10 protein-coding genes are annotated in these 16,331 nt (G+C 68.0%); 1 reads left to right on the top strand and 9 read right to left on the bottom strand.

Translation table 11 applies throughout. From position 1 onward, the window contains the following. Positions 1-11: 11 nt before the first annotated feature. The 6 genes from QRN19_RS02615 to QRN19_RS02590 form a co-directional block, all read right to left on the bottom strand. Positions 12-695 carry a hypothetical protein gene (locus tag QRN19_RS02615; protein ID WP_285025053.1) on the bottom strand — a complete coding sequence of 228 codons (684 nt, stop codon included), beginning with the start codon at positions 693-695 and terminating at the stop codon, positions 12-14. Further along, on the bottom strand, positions 695-3,019 hold the full coding sequence (locus tag QRN19_RS02610) for a hypothetical protein (protein WP_285025052.1): 2,325 nt from the start codon (positions 3,017-3,019) through the stop codon (positions 695-697). The genes QRN19_RS02615 and QRN19_RS02610 overlap by 1 nt, the downstream gene beginning before the upstream one ends. After that, positions 3,019-3,294 carry a hypothetical protein gene (locus QRN19_RS02605; RefSeq protein WP_285025051.1) on the bottom strand — a complete coding sequence of 92 codons (276 nt, stop codon included), beginning with the start codon at positions 3,292-3,294 and terminating at the stop codon, positions 3,019-3,021. The genes QRN19_RS02610 and QRN19_RS02605 overlap by 1 nt, the downstream gene beginning before the upstream one ends. Before the next feature lie 135 nt (positions 3,295-3,429). Further along, positions 3,430-4,743 carry a hypothetical protein gene (locus tag QRN19_RS02600; protein WP_285025050.1) on the bottom strand — a complete coding sequence of 438 codons (1,314 nt, stop codon included), beginning with the start codon at positions 4,741-4,743 and terminating at the stop codon, positions 3,430-3,432. A 129-nt stretch (positions 4,744-4,872) separates the two neighbouring features. Next, positions 4,873-5,361, bottom strand: coding sequence for a DUF6121 family protein (locus QRN19_RS02595; RefSeq protein WP_285025049.1), 489 nt, complete (start codon positions 5,359-5,361; stop codon positions 4,873-4,875). Between the two features lie 2 nt (positions 5,362-5,363). Beyond that, positions 5,364-6,401: a hypothetical protein gene (locus QRN19_RS02590; protein WP_285025048.1), complete on the bottom strand. Its 1,038-nt coding sequence runs from the start codon at positions 6,399-6,401 to the stop codon at positions 5,364-5,366. 262 nt (positions 6,402-6,663) lie between these two features. Between QRN19_RS02590 and QRN19_RS02585 the strand changes: the two genes are divergently transcribed. Further along, positions 6,664-7,659 carry an amidase domain-containing protein gene (locus QRN19_RS02585; protein ID WP_285025047.1) on the top strand — a complete coding sequence of 332 codons (996 nt, stop codon included), beginning with the start codon at positions 6,664-6,666 and terminating at the stop codon, positions 7,657-7,659. A 222-nt stretch (positions 7,660-7,881) separates the two neighbouring features. Here the strand turns inward: QRN19_RS02585 and QRN19_RS02580 are convergent, their stop codons facing one another. The 3 genes from QRN19_RS02580 to rpoB all read right to left on the bottom strand — a co-directional run bounded on the left by QRN19_RS02580 (position 7,882) and on the right by rpoB (position 16,240). Continuing rightward, positions 7,882-8,649: a hypothetical protein gene (locus tag QRN19_RS02580; RefSeq protein ID WP_285025046.1), complete on the bottom strand. Its 768-nt coding sequence runs from the start codon at positions 8,647-8,649 to the stop codon at positions 7,882-7,884. 172 nt (positions 8,650-8,821) lie between these two features. Next, positions 8,822-12,703 carry a DNA-directed RNA polymerase subunit beta' gene (locus QRN19_RS02575; protein WP_285025044.1) on the bottom strand — a complete coding sequence of 1,294 codons (3,882 nt, stop codon included), beginning with the start codon at positions 12,701-12,703 and terminating at the stop codon, positions 8,822-8,824. A gap of 45 nt (positions 12,704-12,748) precedes the next feature. Then, the gene (gene rpoB / locus QRN19_RS02570; protein ID WP_079705237.1) at positions 12,749-16,240 is read right to left on the bottom strand and encodes a DNA-directed RNA polymerase subunit beta; all 3,492 of its coding nucleotides are present in this window, start codon (positions 16,238-16,240) and stop codon (positions 12,749-12,751) included. Positions 16,241-16,331 lie beyond the last annotated feature (91 nt).

Genomic DNA, 16,331 nt, shown 5'->3' with positions numbered 1-16,331 from the left:
ACGGGTATCGGCTATCCGGCGGAGGGCGAAGCCTTGCTCTGCTCATCGGTCAGGGGCTTCTGAACGTCCTCGGGGTCCGTGATCTTCGACGGGACCGGTGCCGGACTGAAGAATCCTTGCGCTGGCGCGGCCGACGAGCAGTCGTCCTGCGGCGCGACGATGACCGCATCGACCTTCAGCCGGCCGTCGACATCGACCACCCGGAACTCCCTGCCGCTCATGGGTCCAGTCGCCGGCGTCGTCGACGGCTGCGCTCCGTCGGCCGAGGTCCAGTCGTCGAGAGCGCACCCACGTACCCTCGATCCTTCGCCGTCAGCGGTCACGGACGTGACCTCGAACGGCAGCGGGCCAGGGGACAACTCGGTCGCCTCGCCGTCCTGCAGGCGCTGCTCTGCGGCGCTCCACAGCTCGGTGCGCACCTCGTAGCCGACCGTGTCGACGAGTTCGGGCAGACGGAAGTCGTTGCGGTTGGCGGCGACGGCCATCGCGACGAGAGCGTCCCGCGTGGCCTTCACCGCCGCGTCCGCTTCATACGGCCCTGACGGCTCGCCATCCGGCCAGGACACCTCCGGGTACGGCTGTTCCACTGGAGCCGGATTCGGGGTGCAACCGGCGAGCGCCACAACGGACACGACGACGGGAAGGATGCCGGCGAGACGTCCGATCCGGGGGCGATCATGAGCGCGAGCGGTCATCAGTGCTCCGAATCGTTGTCGCTCTGGGCGTTGGCCGAGCCGTCGCGGTACGCTCTGGCCAACGAGTCGAAGGTGGAACCACCGCGCTCCTCATCGAGGGCGTCGAGCAGTTCGTCGTTCCAGTCGTCGAACCAGGTCTGCAGGTCTGTGGCGTTCAGCCCGCTCGGATCCGGCACTGCTGCCAGCGGACCCCCTGGCGTGTCGTGCTCGAGCTCCCAGACGAGTTGAGCCGTCTGCAGGCGGACTGCGTCCAGGCTCGCGTCCTGCTGGCCTTCGAGCTCCTCCAGCAGCGCCGCGTGGTTCGACGCGAACCCGCCGTCGAGCGTGTCGCCACCCCACCCGATCAATTCGCCGAGCGCGTAGCTCTGCCCGGCATCGATCGCCGCACCGGCGGCGCCCCCGACCACCCCACCGAGGCCGGGGATCGGGATGAGCCCCACGGCCGTCTCGAGACCGTCGATCGCATCCATGATCGCCTGATCCTCGCGTGCCGCTTCGCCGAGCTGTTCGCCGGAACCGGCGCCGTCGACCATGCCCTGGAGAACGGCGATCCGCTCCGCCAGACCGTGGACCGAGGTGTCCTCGACATTCGCCGCCGCGCCGACCAGGGCATCTTGATACTGCGACACGACGGATTCCAGGGCCGAGTGGCCATAGGGATCCGAGGCAGCGGCTCCCAGGACCTTGGCCAGGACGTCCTGCGACACGTTCGCGTAGACGCCCTCCTGGTCGCTGATGCCGAAGAAGCTCACCGTCTGCGTCGGACCGTCTTGGCTGGTCTCCGAGTAGAGGGGCGCCTCGACGAGGCCGGGCATCTGCGGAGCGAGCGCCCGGACGATCTCGACCGAAGCGTAGCTGCTGACGTTCTCCCCCTCGAAGGACTCGTTGCCGGCGAGTTCCTCCATGATCTTCGTCGACAGTGTCGCGGCATCGACCCATGCAGGGCCGGTGGTGTCCACCGGCTGACCGGTCGTCGCGCCCGGCCCGCCTGTTGCGTACTGCGTGCCCGCCCACAGACCCGCTGGTCCCGCGAACTCGTCGTACTGCGACCAGTCCCGCTCTCCGTACCAGTATTCGACACGGTTCTGTCCGAGAGAGCCCTCGCCTGTGACGTCGTCTCCGGAAGTGTCGGTCAACCAGTCGAGCGCCTCGTCCGGGTACTGTCCGAGGGTCTCGAGCACGCGCCCGGCCAGGTCGATGACACGAAGCCCGGGGACACCCGTCTGCTCCTCCTCGAGCAGTGCGAGCGTCGTGCCGCCCGGGAGCGGGGAGCCGTCCTGCCAGATGTGGTAGTTCCCACGCTCCTCCTGGTCGATCATGTCGGCCAGCGCGAGCGTGGTGGTGACACCGATCGGGGCGTTCGCCGGATCGCCGAACAGGAAGCCGATCGCCGCGGGGTCGCCGCCGACCGTCGTGCTGGCGTTCGCCATCATCTCCTCGGCGAAGCCCTGCCCCGTCAGCGGAGACCATCGTTCCGAACCGACCGACAAGCCGCCACGCACGCTCTGGGCCAGCGCGAGAGCCGCGGCGGCCGGGATGCTCCCGTCCACCACGCCACGGCCGAGCTCGTCGATGAGGCTGACGACGTTCTCGCCGCCCATCGCGAGGTTCATCTGGGCCATGACCTGCGGGTTCTTGCCGTACAGGTCGTAGAGCGTCTGCAGGTTCGAGACGTCGGCCTCGGAGAAGTCGCCGGAGGCGATCTGGTTCCCGAGCTCGGCCATGGCCTGCGCGACCGCGGTCGGTGTCAGCGAGCCGGAGTCGGTGATGCCGATGGCGGCGAGTGCCTGGCGCTGGGCCTCCCACGCGGTCGCGTTCGGCGGGGTCAGCGCGAGGACCAGGGTGCTGTCAGCCAGGGTGCGCTCGTCGGCCAGCCCCTCGAGCGCGTTGCGGGCCAGCGTGAGGTCGCCCATCGCCGCCTGCTCCTGCAGCTGGCGGTGCTGAGCCTGCTCCGGAGTCGGGCCACCTGCGGGGTCCGCGTACTGTCGGTTGATGACCTGGTTCGACTCGAACATGGTCTGCTTCACCGACGTCGCGCGGGTTGCGATTCCGGACACGGTCTCGGAGTACGCGCCGATGGCTGTCCTGGCCGCGCTCAGTGCTGTGGTGACCGCATCGATCGTCGCGGCCGGAGTGTCGAGCGAAGCGATCCACGTGGTCGAAGCATCCCCGCCCCACACCTCGGGCGTCACACCCGCCTGCGCGTTGGTCGCGGCCGTCCGAGCCTCGCCGAGGGCCGTCTCCACGGTCTGCAGGCCGGTCGCGGCAGTTCCGAGCGATCCGGCGTCGAAGAGTCCCGGATCCTCCCTCGTCCAGTTCCCCATCAGTTGGCTCCTTCTGCCATCAATGCCTCGGTCTCCTGCCACGTGGCCGCGGCGTCCCTGGCGATCTGCGCGGCGTTCGTGATCTGACCCGATGCGAGCATGGTCTGCACCGTCGCCCACATGGCGAAACTCTCGGCGGCGCCTGAGACGGTCGAGCTGGAGCTCCCACTCAGGTCGACGGGCACCTCGGTCGGGAGGGCGTAACCGCTCGTCTCCAGTCCGGACGCGATCATCCGAATGGTGTCGACGTCGACGCTGAGCTGATCCCCGGCCATAGTTCCCCTTGGGTCGTCACGGTATCGGCGACCGTCTGACAGTCACCGACAGCGGGTTTCGCCCCGCCGGCCACCAGCGTATCCGAGAGCACGAGGCGCGACGATGGGGAGCACTCCCCATGCCCGACGGCGTTCTCAGCCGACGACGACACGGATCGGGAACTCGCCGATCCCGATCGTCGACCCTGCTTCCGCAACGTAGGCCTCGCCTGGCTGGCAGACGGTGACGGCGCCGGACGCATCGGTGATCGTCGTGCCGTTCGTGGAGTGGAGGTCCGTCACGCGGAGCGATCGCCGACCGGGCACGACGACCGTGTGCGTCTTCGAGACGGACATGCGCGGGTCGACGAGTGAGCGCAGCTCGGCGTCGGGCTGTTCGGGCCGCGCCGCGGGGTTACGTCCGAGCAGGAGGGGCCCGCGCAGCGGGATGCGCTCGCCGTCGGGCAGCTCGAGCGCGAAGTCGCCCGCTCGCAGTGATGCGGAGACGACCGTCGCGCCGAGGTCGGCTCCCGGCGTCGGGATCACGGTGTCCGCTGCTGGCTGGACCGGCGCCGGCACGTCTGGCGCCGGCTCCCCCCGGGATGGCGGTGCACCGGCGATCAGGCCCGGGGGAACGGTGATCTGCAGCTCCGGCGGGACCGAGGACGTCGATGCGGCTGGAGCACGCGTCTGGGCGGGCACGACCGATGGCTCCCGGAACTGCGGAGCGGGAGCGGGTGGCTCGACGACGACCGGCGTCACTTCGGGGGCGGAACCCGCGGCGGCCCACGACGGTGCGGGAGTCGGAGCCCCGGGGGCCGGAGTCTCGGGAACGGCGCGTTCGGGCGCTACCGCCTGGGCAGCCGGAGGCTCGAAGACCGGAGCCGGTTCGTCGGGCGTCGGGGTCGACGCGTCGGGGACCGGGGCCGTCATCGGCGGTTCGGCCGTCGCCGCTGCCCAGCCCGCGGCGACCGGGCCGTCCGCCACAGGCGTGTCGGCGGGTGCCGCTGCAGGAGGCGCTTGTGTGCTCCCGGCGGACTGCTCCGGACGCGGAGCGAGGATGGTCCGAGTGCCGTGCACGCGCAGGGTGGCGGACGCGCCGGGATCGGACTCCGCGACCAGCTCGGCGAGCGCGCGCAGGAAGCTCAGGAACGGCTCCTGCCCGAGCAGCGAGCGCTGACGCCGACGCTTCTGGACGCCGTGTTGCATGATGAACGTCGCCGCGGCGGTGCCTCGTGCGGATGGGGCGGTCGTGATCGCGAACGCGAGCAGCGGAGCCGGGTCGTCGACCGAGACGACCCGCAACCGGATGTCCGCGCTCGTCCCGCCGTCGATCGCGACGTAATGCCTGGTCTGCTGCGCATCCTCACCGGAGGCGGCGACCGCACGTTGGACGAGCGCGACGACGTCGTCTGCGGTCCCCGCGAGGTCGAGATCCAGACCGGTGTCGGTCAGGTCGGGTGATCTCATCGGTGGTTCCTCCCCAAGCGCCGTCGGCCGACGACGGCAACGGATCGATTATCGCCTACGCCGTCGCCCTCGTGGGGAGGGACGGGCAGCGCACCGCGCGGGCGGGCCCGGGGCGGACGTCGCATCGGCTCACCGCGCGTCGTGCTCCCACGGCCAGCGCGGGGTCGGACGCCGTCCGGTCGACGACGTCGCGACGGCGGCGGCCGCGAGGACGATGACGAGCGCCAGCACGCCGACGGTGACCGAGAACGGCCCGGTCAGCGTCGTCACGGCGAAGGCGGCGGCGTCCGCTCCGTCCCGGCTGGCGATCGCGTCGAACACGCCGCCGCTCACGCCGTACGCGAGCCAGGCGAGGAGCCCTGCGAGGACCGCCGAGCCGACCGAGACGCGCAGCGGGGTGCGGCGCGTCTCACGGATGATCGCCCAGAGGACCACGATCGCGGCGACCACGACCATGAGCGGACCGGTCAGCGGGCCGGCGTCCGGGTCGGTCACGACGTCGAGGTCTGCCAGCAGGCTGATGAACCCGAAGGCGCAGACGACGAGCGCCACGTAGGTGACCGCTGCGAACGGGGCAACCCACCAGGGGCCGCGTGCTCCGTCCGCGTCACCGGTCATGCTCAGCGGGCGGTCGTCGGTCCGGCTTCGAGGACGCGCTCGTACTCGGCACGCGCCTCGAGGTTCGCCTCGCGCACCTTGCGGCCGCGGGCGGCGATCCAACCACCGAACCAGACGGGGATCTCGCGGGCGACGACGAAGGCGAGGACCGGGCCGAAGGTGAAGGCGACCCCGGTTACCTCCGCGAGGATCTCGTCGACGCTGAGCGTCCAAGCGCGCTCCTGGATCAGGAACCCGCCGACCCACGCGAGGAAGACGACGAGGCCGATGATGAAGCCGCCGAGCACCCAGTGCACCCAGCCGGAACGGTTCACGATGGTCGCGGTCACGACCCAGGCCAGGAAGAAACCTGCGGTGGCCATGAGGAACGGCCAGCTGGTGGCGATCTGGATGAGGTTCTCGACGAACGTGCCGTCGCCTTCCAGTACCAGCTGGAGGCCCGCGACCGCTGCCGCGTAGAGGCCGGCGAAGATGATGGTGCCGAGGAGACCGATGAGGATGCCGAAGCCACGGTTGCCGCGGACCTCCGGCTCGGACGGCGCCTGGACATAGAGCGGGAAGGCCTGCTGCTGCTGCTCCGTCTCCGCGGCGGCGGCGGTCTCGGTCGCACTGGAGCGGGCGACCGGCTCGTAGGCTGCGGCGGGGTACGGGTGGGCACCGGTGTCGGCCTGCCGGGTGGTCGCCGTCGACGTCGGTGTACCGGAGGTGTCGTCGTCGTCGAAGTCGATGTTCGAGTACGCGCGCTGCGGCGTGTGCGGCTGGTAGGGACGCGTCTCGCGCACCCCGGCGTCCGAGGCCGTGTCGGCGCGGTCGGCGACCCGGCGGTCGTCGACGACCGGGTCAGCTCCGACGCCGTCCGCCGTGGTGATGGTGTCCTGCTGCACGGTGTCCTCGGAGAGGATGTCCCGCTCGGCTGCCGGCCGCTCGGCCACGGGCTGCTCGGACGCGGTCGTGGGACGTGCGGAGCCAGACGCGGTCTGGGCAGCCTCCGGAGTGCTCGGGTCGGTCGGCGATCCGGGCTCGGGGTTCTGGGTGCTCATCGCGTACTCCTTCGGCGGAAGCCAGTTCAGGAGCGCCCTCACGGCACTCCGCTCGCCACGGTAGCAAGCCGGGGCACGGATGCCCGGCAACCTCGCCGGGACTCGCTCACTCCCGTCGACCCGATTCAGGTCTGATTCATATCCGGAGGAAACGGTCTCCTCAGCTCCGCGCGGTTGAGTGGAAGTCCTAACAGACATCTGTCGGATCACTGCCGATCCCGCGACGCCGATCCCCCACGGCGCATCCCCCCGGAAAGGCCCCATGCCCGAGCAACTCCCCCACGCCCGTCACGCCGATGCCGGGTCCCCCGTCAGGCGGCTCTCCTCCCGCTACCGCGCCCTCCCCCTGCGCGGCCGACGTGTGGTCGCCGGCGCCGCTGCCGGAGCCGCCCTCCTGCTCGCCACCGCGGTCATCACCCCGATCGCACTGCAGCACTCCGACGGGACCGGATCCGAGCCGGCCGCTCAGGCTCTGGACGAGACGACGTCGACAGTTCCGGCCTCCACGGTCAACGCCACGGCGGTCACCGCGATCTCCGCCACGACCGGATCCGTCGCGGGCGGCAGCACCCTCACCGTGAGCGGCGTCGACGTCGACGGCGTGACCCGCGTCCTGTTCGGCGAGCAGGAAGCCCGGATCCTGTCGGCGACGAGCACCGAGGTGACCGTCGCCGTGCCCGCAGCCACCGGCTTCTCCCCCGCCGACGTCGGCATCGCCGTCTACGCGGACGAGCTCCGGGTCGACGGCGATGCGCTGAGCTACAGCTACGACATCACGAGCCCCGTCGACGCGCAGATGGCCTACGTGTTCACGCACTGGAACGACTACAACCTGGCCGAATACGGTTCACTCGTCGACACCGACTGCGCGAACTTCGCCAGCCAGAGTCTGCTGGAACGCGGCTGGACGATGGACGAGGACTGGTGGGCCGAAGGGACCGGCGACGACTTCGACTTCTCGAAGGCCTGGGTCAGCTCGACGTTCTTCATGAACTACGTCGAGGAGCACCCCGAACTCGCCACCGCCCTCGACGACACCCAGCGCGACCAGGTCAAGGTCGGCGACATCGTGCAGTTCGACTGGGACAACAGCGGCGACCGCGACCACACGGGCATCGTGTCCAAGGTCGAGACCACCGACGCCGGCACCCAGGTCTCCTACGCGGGGCACACCGACGACACCGACTACCGCACCGTCGACGAGGCGATCACCGTCCTCCACCCCGGCGCCGCCGTGTACTACTGGAGCATCGCCTAGCTGCTCCAGCCCGGTTCACAACTCAGGACCGTGCCGGCGCGCCGACCCGGCTCACCGCCTCGCGGGCAGGACACGCCGCGCGCGTCCTGAGTTGTGAACGGAGCACCGCCGTCGGGCTGCGTGTCCATAATTCAGGACGTCGTCAGCGTGTCGGCCCCGCTCGCACTCGCCCGAGCGGGACGCGCCGAACTCGTCCTGAATTGTGAACCGGTCGCCCGGCCGTCAGGCGGGGAAGAGCGTCGAGACGATCGCCTGCGTCCAGCCGCTGATGGTCGTGTTCGACCAGCGCGTGGCGATCCAGGTACCGTCCCGCACGAAGTGACGTTCGCCGTACGTACCGGCGTCCTCCGAGACCTCGGTGAAGCACATCGTTCCGCCGGTCTCCTCGGAGCAGGTGAAGCCTGCCTCGTTCATCCGCGCGATCACCGACGCCTGGGTCGCAGCGTCGATGGAGAGGACGTTGGTGGTGATGCCGACGTCGCCGCCACCGCTCGCCTTCACCAGGGCGCAGTTCAGACGGTCGGTGTTCGAGGAGATCACGGCCACGAGTGCGCTGTCGTTCGAACCGAAGAAGTCGGTGGCGAGTTCCGGCAATGACCATTCCGGATTCAACGCGAGGAAGCCGTCTGAGGTGAGTGAGTCGATGTAGCCGGCGGGGAAGAGCTGCGTGCACTCGGTCGGGCGCACCGCAGCAGGGGTCTCAGCGGCGTCCGTCGTGGTCGGAGCAGGAGTGGCGCCGGCGGTCGCCGTGGCGCTCGGCGTGCGGGTGGAGTCGGCTGCGGGAGTACCGCCCGGGCCCGCGACCAGGAGCCCGATGACCGCGACGAGTGCGATCGCGAGCACACCGGCGAGCACACTCAAGCCGATGACGACCGGATTGCGCTTCCGCTTCGCAGCCGGGGCGCCATAACGGACGTCCGGTTGCCCCGGGGTCGCGTCCGGCTCCAGCGGCTGGAACTGGCCGGTGGGCTGCTCGGGCTGATCGCTCATCGGACCAGCATGTCGTGCGGAGACCGGCCACACAACTCACCGGTGCTCGATTCGTTCGCCCATTCCTGGGCGAACCGGCGTTCGCTCGCCCAGGAATGGGCGAACGAACGACGGAGGGCCCGTCCCGATCGAGAAACGATCGGGACGGGCCCTCCGGGTGAGTCGTTCAGCCCTAGTTGTAGTTACCGGGGGTGAAGTCGTCTGAGCTGAAGCTGTCGAAGTCGACGAAGCTCAGGTCGGACTCGTTGAACGCGCCGTCCTCACCGAAGATGCGGTTCGGGTAACGCTCCGCCTTCGCCTCCTCGGTGGCCTCGACCGTCACGTTGCGGTAGCGCGCCAGGCCGGTACCGGCCGGGATGAGCTTACCGATGATGACGTTCTCCTTGAGGCCGACCAGCGGGTCGCTCTTGCCTTCCATGGCGGCCTGCGTGAGGACACGCGTGGTCTCCTGGAAGGAAGCGGCCGACAGCCACGACTCGGTCGCGAGGGACGCCTTGGTGATACCCATGACCTCCTGGCGAGCCGACGCGGTGCGCTGACCCTCCGACACGGCCGCGCGGTTGAGCTCGGCGTAGCGCAGGCGGTCGACGAGCTCGCCGGGCAGCAGGTCGGTGTCGCCGTGGTCGACCACGGTCACCTTCCGCAGCATCTGGCGCACGATGACCTCGATGTGCTTGTCGTGGATCGGGACACCCTGCGAGCGGTACACGCCCTGGACGCCACCGACGAGGTGCTTCTGGACCTCGCGGACGCCCTGCACGCGCAGGACCTCCTTGGGGTCGACCGCACCGACGTGGATCTTCTGACCGAGCTCGACGTGCTGTCCGTCCTCGACGAGGAGGACCGCACGCTTCAGTACCGGGTAGACGACCGGCTCGTCGCCGTTGTCGGGCGTCAGGATGACCTTCCGAGCCTTGTCGTTCTCGTCGATCGTGATGCGACCGGCGGCCTCGGCGATCGGGGTCGCACCCTTAGGGGTACGAGCCTCGAACAGCTCCTGCACGCGGGGCAGACCCTGCGTGATGTCGTCCGCCGATGCCGAACCACCCGTGTGGAAGGTACGCATCGTCAGCTGGGTACCGGGCTCACCGATCGACTGGGCCGCGATGATGCCGACGGCCTCGCCGATGTCGACGAGCTTGCCCGTGGCGAGCGAGCGGCCGTAGCAGGCTGCACACACACCGACGGTCGACTCGCAGGTCAGGACCGAGCGCACCTTGATGTTCTCGACACCCGCGGAGACGAGCTTGTCGATGAGCACGTCACCGACGTCCTCGCCGGCCTCGGCGACGACCTCACCCTTCGGGTTGACCGCGGCAGCGGCCAACGAACGGGCGAACACGGAGTTCTCCACGTTCGGGTCGCGGACGAGCTCACCGGAGCTGTCGACGTTCGCGATCGCGAGCTCGAGACCCTTGGTCGTGCCGCAGTCGTCTTCGCGGATGATGACGTCCTGCGAGACGTCGACGAGACGACGCGTGAGGTATCCCGAGTCGGCGGTACGGAGCGCCGTGTCGGCCAGACCCTTACGAGCACCGTGGGTCGCGATGAAGTACTCCGCGACCGACAGGCCCTCACGGTAGGAGGAGATGATCGGGCGAGGGATGATCTCACCCTTCGGGTTGTTCACCAGGCCTCGCATACCCGCGATGTTGCGGATCTGCAGCCAGTTACCACGAGCACCCGACGACACCATGCGGTTGATGGTGTTGTCCGCCGGGAAGTTCGCGCGCATGGCCTCGGCGACCTTCTCGGTGGCCTCCGTCCAGATCTTGATGAGCTCCTGACGACGCTCGGCATCCGTGGTCAGACCCTTGTCGAACTGGCTCTGGACCTTGGCGGCCTGCTTCTCGTAGCCCTGCACGATCTCGCGCTTGTTCGGCGGGGTCAGGACGTCGCTGAGCGCAACGGTCACACCGGAACGCGTCGCCCAGTGGAAACCGGCGTCCTTGATGTTGTCGAGCGTGGCGGCGACGACCGTCTTCGGGTACCGCTCCGCGAGGTCGTTGACGATCGAGGACAGCTTGCCCTTGTCCGCCACGTCTTCCACGTAGGGGTAGTCCGCCGGCAGCGCCTCGTTGAAGAGTGCGCGACCGAGGGTCGTCTCGACGAGTGCGACACCCGAGCCCTCGTAGCCCTCGGGACCCGTGCCCTCGGCGAACGTCACGTCGGTCAGACGGATGCGCACCTTGGCGTTGAGGTCGAGCGAGCCCTGGTCCTTCGCGAGGATGGCCTCGGCGACGGACGAGAAGGCACGGCCCTCACCCTCGACACCCTCCTTGAGGGTGGTCAGGTGGTGGAGACCGATGATCATGTCCTGCGTGGGCAGGGTGACCGGACGGCCGTCGGACGGCTTCAGGATGTTGTTCGACGCGAGCATCAGGATGCGCGCCTCGGCCTGGGCCTCGACGGAGAGCGGGAGGTGGACAGCCATCTGGTCGCCGTCGAAGTCCGCGTTGAACGCGGCGCAGACGAGCGGGTGCAGCTGGATGGCCTTGCCCTCGACGAGCTGAGGCTCGAACGCCTGGATGCCGAGACGGTGCAGCGTCGGCGCACGGTTCAGCAGCACGGGACGCTCGCGGATGATCTCCTCCAGCACGTCCCAGACCTCGGGACGGCTGCGCTCGACCATGCGCTTCGCGGCCTTGATGTTCTGAGCGTGGCTCAGGTCGATCAGGCGCTTGATGACGAACGGCTTGAAGAGCTCCAGCGCCATCTGCTTGGGCAGACCACACTGGTGCAGCTTCAGCTGCGGGCCGACGATGATGACCGAACGGCCCGAGTAGTCGACGCGCTTACCGAGCAGGTTCTGGCGGAATCGACCCTGCTTGCCCTTCAGCATGTCGCTGAGGGACTTCAGGGCACGGTTGCCGGTACCGGTGACGGGACGACCACGACGACCGTTGTCGAACAGTGCGTCGACGGCCTCCTGCAGCATCCGCTTCTCGTTGTTGACGATGATCTCGGGAGCCCCGAGGTCGAGCAGACGACGCAGACGGTTGTTGCGGTTGATCACACGACGGTAGAGGTCGTTGAGGTCGGAGGTCGCGAAGCGGCCACCGTCGAGCTGCACCATCGGGCGAAGCTCCGGCGGGATGACCGGGACGACGTCGAGGACCATCGCGGCCGGCGAGTTGCCGGTGATGAGGAACGAGTTGACCACGCGCAGACGCTTGATGGCGCGGATCTTCTTCTGACCCTTGCCCTCCGCGATCTGGTGGTGGAGCAGCTCGGACTCGGCCGCGAGGTCGAAGGACAGCAGGCGCTTCTTGACCGCCTCGGCACCCATGTAGGCCTCGAAGTACAGGCCGAAGCGGTCCTGCAGCTCGTGGAACACGGAGTCCTCGGGCTTGAGGTCGCCGACCTTGAGGTTGCGGAAGTCCTCCCAGACGCGCTCGAGGTGAGCGATCTGCTCGTCGTAGGACTTGCGGGTCTGGCTCATCTCCTTCTCGGCGGCGTCCTTGGTGCGACGCTTCTGCTCGCTCTTGGCGCCTTCCTCCTCGAGGGCGACGAGGTCGTCCTCGAGCTTCTTCAGGCGGTCTGCGATGCGCGAGTCGCGCTGGTCGCCGAGCGTCTTGATCTCGAGACGGAGCTCGTTCTCAAGGCCGGGCATGTCCTGGTGACGTGCGTCCTCGTCCACATCGATGACCATGTAGGCCGCGAAGTAGATGACCTTCTCGAGGTCCTTGGGCGCCATGTCCAGCAGGTAGCCGAGGCGCGAGGGGACACCCTTGAAGTACCAGATGTGCGTGACCGGGGCGGCGAGTTCGATGTGGCCCATGCGCTCACGGCGCACCGACGACTTCGTGACCTCGACACCGCAGCGCTCGCACACGATGCCCTTGAAGCGGACCCGCTTGTACTTGCCGCAGGCGCACTCCCAGTCGCGGGAAGGACCGAAGATCTGCTCACCGAACAGACCGTCCTTCTCGGGCTTGAGGGTGCGGTAGTTGATGGTCTCGGGCTTCTTGACCTCTCCGTGCGACCAGGCACGGATGTCGTCTGCGGTGGCCAGACCAATGCGAAGCTCGTCAAAAGTTGTGACGTCGAGCAATGTATCTCCTATGAAAGGTTTCGTCAGTCTCTACAGTGGTCAGGCTTAGATCTCGTCGATGGACGACGACTCGAACCTGGAGGAAATGTTGATCCCGAGCTCCTCGGCGGCGCGGAACGCGTCGTCGTCGGTGTCGCGCAGGCTCACCGCGGTGCCGTCGGCCGAGAGGACCTCGACGTTCAAGCACAGCGACTGCATCTCCTTGATGAGCACCTTGAAGCTCTCGGGGATACCCGGCTCCTGGATGTTCTCGCCCTTGACGATGGCCTCGTACACCTTGACGCGGCCGAGGATGTCGTCGGACTTGATGGTCAGGAGCTCCTGGAGCGCGTACGCGGCTCCATAGGCCTCGAGGGCCCAGACCTCCATCTCACCGAAGCGCTGTCCACCGAACTGAGCCTTACCACCGAGCGGCTGCTGCGTGATCATCGAGTACGGACCCGTCGAACGCGCGTGGATCTTGTCGTCCACGAGGTGGTGCAGCTTGAGGATGTACATGTAGCCGACCGAGACCGGTGCCGGGAACGGCTCGCCGGAGCGGCCGTCGAACAGACGGGCCTTTCCGGAGGAACCGATGAGGCGGTCGCCGTCGCGGGTGACGTTGGTCGAGTCGAGCAGACCGGCGATCTCCTCCTCGGAGGCGCCGTCGAACACCGGGGTCGCGACCTTGGTGTTCGGCTCGGCCGAGTGCGCGGCAGCCGGGAGCTTCTTGGCCCAGCTGGGCTTGCCCTCGACGTTCCAGCCCTGCTTCGCGATCCACCCCAGGTGGATCTCGAGGACCTGACCGAAGTTCATTCGACCGGGGATACCGAGCGGGTTGAGGATGACGTCGACCGGCGTGCCGTCCTCGAGGAACGGCATGTCCTCGACGGGCAGGATCTTCGCGATGACACCCTTGTTGCCGTGACGGCCGGCGAGCTTGTCGCCCTCGGTGATCTTGCGCTTCTGGGCGATGTAGACGACCACACGCTGGTTGACGCCCGAGCCGAGCTCGTCGTCGCCGTCCTGTGCGTCGAACACCTTGACGGCGATGATCGTGCCGGCTTCACCGTGGGGAACCTTCAGCGAGGTGTCGCGGACTTCGCGGCTCTTCTCGTTGAAGATCGCGCGGAGCAGGCGCTCCTCGGCGGAGAGCTCGGTCTCACCCTTCGGCGTGACCTTGCCGACGAGGATGTCGCCGGGGCGGACCTCGGCACCGATGCGGATGATGCCGCGCTCGTCGAGGTCCTTGAGCAGCTCCGGGCTGACGTTCGGGAGATCACGGGTGATCTCCTCCTTGCCGAGCTTGGTGTCGCGCGCGTCGACCTCGTACTCCTCGATGTGGATCGAGGAGAGGACGTCGTCCTTCACCAGGTTCTGGCTGAGGATGATCGCGTCCTCGAAGTTGTGACCCTCCCACGTCATGAAGGCGACGAGGAGGTTCTTGCCGAGCGCGAGCTCGCCGTTCTCCGTGGCGGGGCCGTCGGCGATGACCTCGCCGGCCTCGATGCGTGCACCCTCGGAGACGATGACGCGGTTGTTGTAGCTCGTGCCCTGGTTGGAGCGGTCGAACTTGCGCAGGTAGTAGGTCTGCGTGCCACCCTCGTCGAGCTGGATGGTGACGGACTCTGCCGACACCTCCTGGACGACGCCGGCCTTGTCGGCGGTGACGACGTCACCCGCGTCGATGGCTGCGTAGCCCTCCATACCGGTACCGACGAGCGGCGAGTCCGACATGAGGAGTGGGACGGCCTGACGCTGCATGTTGGCACCCATGAGTGCGCGGTTCGCGTCGTCGTGCTCGAGGAACGGGATGAGGGAGGTCGCGACCGACACCATCTGGCGCGGGGAGACGTCCATGTAGCCGATCTCCTCGGACGGGATGAGGTCGACCTCGCCGCCCTTCTTCCGGGCGAGGACGCGGTCCTCCTGGAAGTGGCCGTCGCTCTTCAGCGGAGCGTTGGCCTGCGCGACGATGTAGTTGTCCTCTTCCATCGCGGTCAGGTAGTCGATGTCCTCGGTGACCCGGCCGTCGACGACGCGACGGTACGGGGTCTCGATGAACCCGAACGAGTTGATCCGCGCGAACGATGCGAGCGAACCGATCAGGCCGATGTTCGGGCCTTCCGGGGTCTCGATCGGGCACATGCGGCCGTAGTGCGACGGGTGGACGTCTCGCACCTCGACGCCTGCACGCTCACGCGACAGACCACCGGGGCCGAGCGCCGAGAGACGACGCTTGTGGGTCAGACCCGCGAGCGGGTTGTTCTGGTCCATGAACTGCGACAGCTGCGAGGTCCCGAAGAACTCCTTGATCGCGGCGACGACGGGGCGCACGTTGATCAGGGTCTGCGGCGTGATGGCCTCGATGTCCTGCGTGGTCATGCGCTCGCGGACGACGCGCTCCATGCGGGACAGACCGGTGCGGACCTGGTTCTGGATGAGCTCGCCGACGGCGCGGATGCGACGGTTGCCGAAGTTGTCGATGTCGTCCGTGTCGAGACGGAGGTCGACGGGCTTGCCGTTGCGGACACCCGGGAGGGTGGCCGTGCCGCGGTGCAGGGCGACGAGGTACTTGATCGTGGCGACGATGTCGTCGGTCGTCAGGACGGAGTCGCTGAGCGGCTTGTCGAGACCGAGCTTGTTGTTGATCTTGTACCGGCCGACCTTCGCGAGGTCGTAGCGCTTCGAGTTGAAGTAGAAGTTGTCGAGGAGCGCACGTGCGGCCTCGGCTGCGACCTGCTCGCCCGGACGGAGCTTGCGGTAGATGTCGCGGAGCGCGTCCTCCTTGGTGAGGATCGTGTCCTTCTCGAGGGTGAGCTCGATCGACTCGTAGCCCTTGAACTCCTCGAGGATCTCCTCGCTCGTCATGCCGAGCGCCTTGAGGAACACGGTGACGGACTGCTTGCGCTTGCGGTCGATGCGGACGCCGACCTGGTCGCGCTTGTCGATCTCGAACTCGAGCCAGGCACCGCGGCTCGGGATGACGCGAGCGGAGAAGATGTCCTTGTCGGAGGTCTTCTCCTGAGCCGACTCGAAGTACACGCCCGGGCTGCGGACGAGCTGCGAGACGACGACACGCTCGGTGCCGTTGATGATGAAGGTACCGCGCTCGGTCATGAGCGGGAAGTCGCCCATGAAGACCGTCTGCGTCTTGATCTCACCGGTGAGGTGGTTCATGAACTCGGCCTCGACGTAGAGCGGGGCCGCGTACGTCTTGCCGCGTTCCTTGCACTCGTCGATGGAGTACTTCTCGGGCTCGAGGTACGGGTTGGCGAAGGAGAGCTGCATCGTCTCGCCGAGGTCCTCGATGGGCGAGATCTCCTCGAAGATCTCGTCGAGGCCGCTCTTCGTGGGCAGGTCCTGTCGGCCGGCCTGGGTGGCTTCTTCGACGCGTGCCTTCCACACGTCGTTGCCGACCAGCCAGTCGAAGCTCTCGGTCTGCAGAGCCAGGAGGTCTGGAACCGTGAGCGTGTCGGTGATCTTCGCGAACGAGAGGCGGGATGCTCCGCGGCCGTTCTTGGGTGAGTTGGTGGTTGCGTTGCGCGCAGCAGCCAAGGGGATAACCTCCGGAGGCCTGTTGGGGGCCGAGTTACTGGTCGTCAGTGGAGTTACTCACCAGAAAGAGAACATGTGGCGGGTTGGACCC

It is taken from the genome of Plantibacter sp. ME-Dv--P-122b (assembly GCF_030209375.1).
Taxonomy (GTDB): domain Bacteria; phylum Actinomycetota; class Actinomycetes; order Actinomycetales; family Microbacteriaceae; genus Plantibacter.
This window is presented reverse-complemented; position numbering and strand designations above follow the sequence as displayed.

Coding starts and splice junctions, on each gene's coding strand:
- QRN19_RS02590 (WP_285025048.1), bottom strand. CDS start 6,401: ATGAGCACCCAGAACCCCGAGCCCGGATCGCCGACCGACCCGAGCACT.
- QRN19_RS02580 (WP_285025046.1), bottom strand. CDS start 8,649: ATGAGCGATCAGCCCGAGCAGCCCACCGGCCAGTTCCAGCCGCTGGAG.
- QRN19_RS02605 (WP_285025051.1), bottom strand. CDS start 3,294: ATGGCCGGGGATCAGCTCAGCGTCGACGTCGACACCATTCGGATGATC.
- QRN19_RS02595 (WP_285025049.1), bottom strand. CDS start 5,361: ATGACCGGTGACGCGGACGGAGCACGCGGCCCCTGGTGGGTTGCCCCG.
- QRN19_RS02615 (WP_285025053.1), bottom strand. CDS start 695: ATGACCGCTCGCGCTCATGATCGCCCCCGGATCGGACGTCTCGCCGGC.
- QRN19_RS02600 (WP_285025050.1), bottom strand. CDS start 4,743: ATGAGATCACCCGACCTGACCGACACCGGTCTGGATCTCGACCTCGCG.
- QRN19_RS02585 (WP_285025047.1), top strand. CDS start 6,664: ATGCCCGAGCAACTCCCCCACGCCCGTCACGCCGATGCCGGGTCCCCC.
- QRN19_RS02610 (WP_285025052.1), bottom strand. CDS start 3,019: ATGGGGAACTGGACGAGGGAGGATCCGGGACTCTTCGACGCCGGATCG.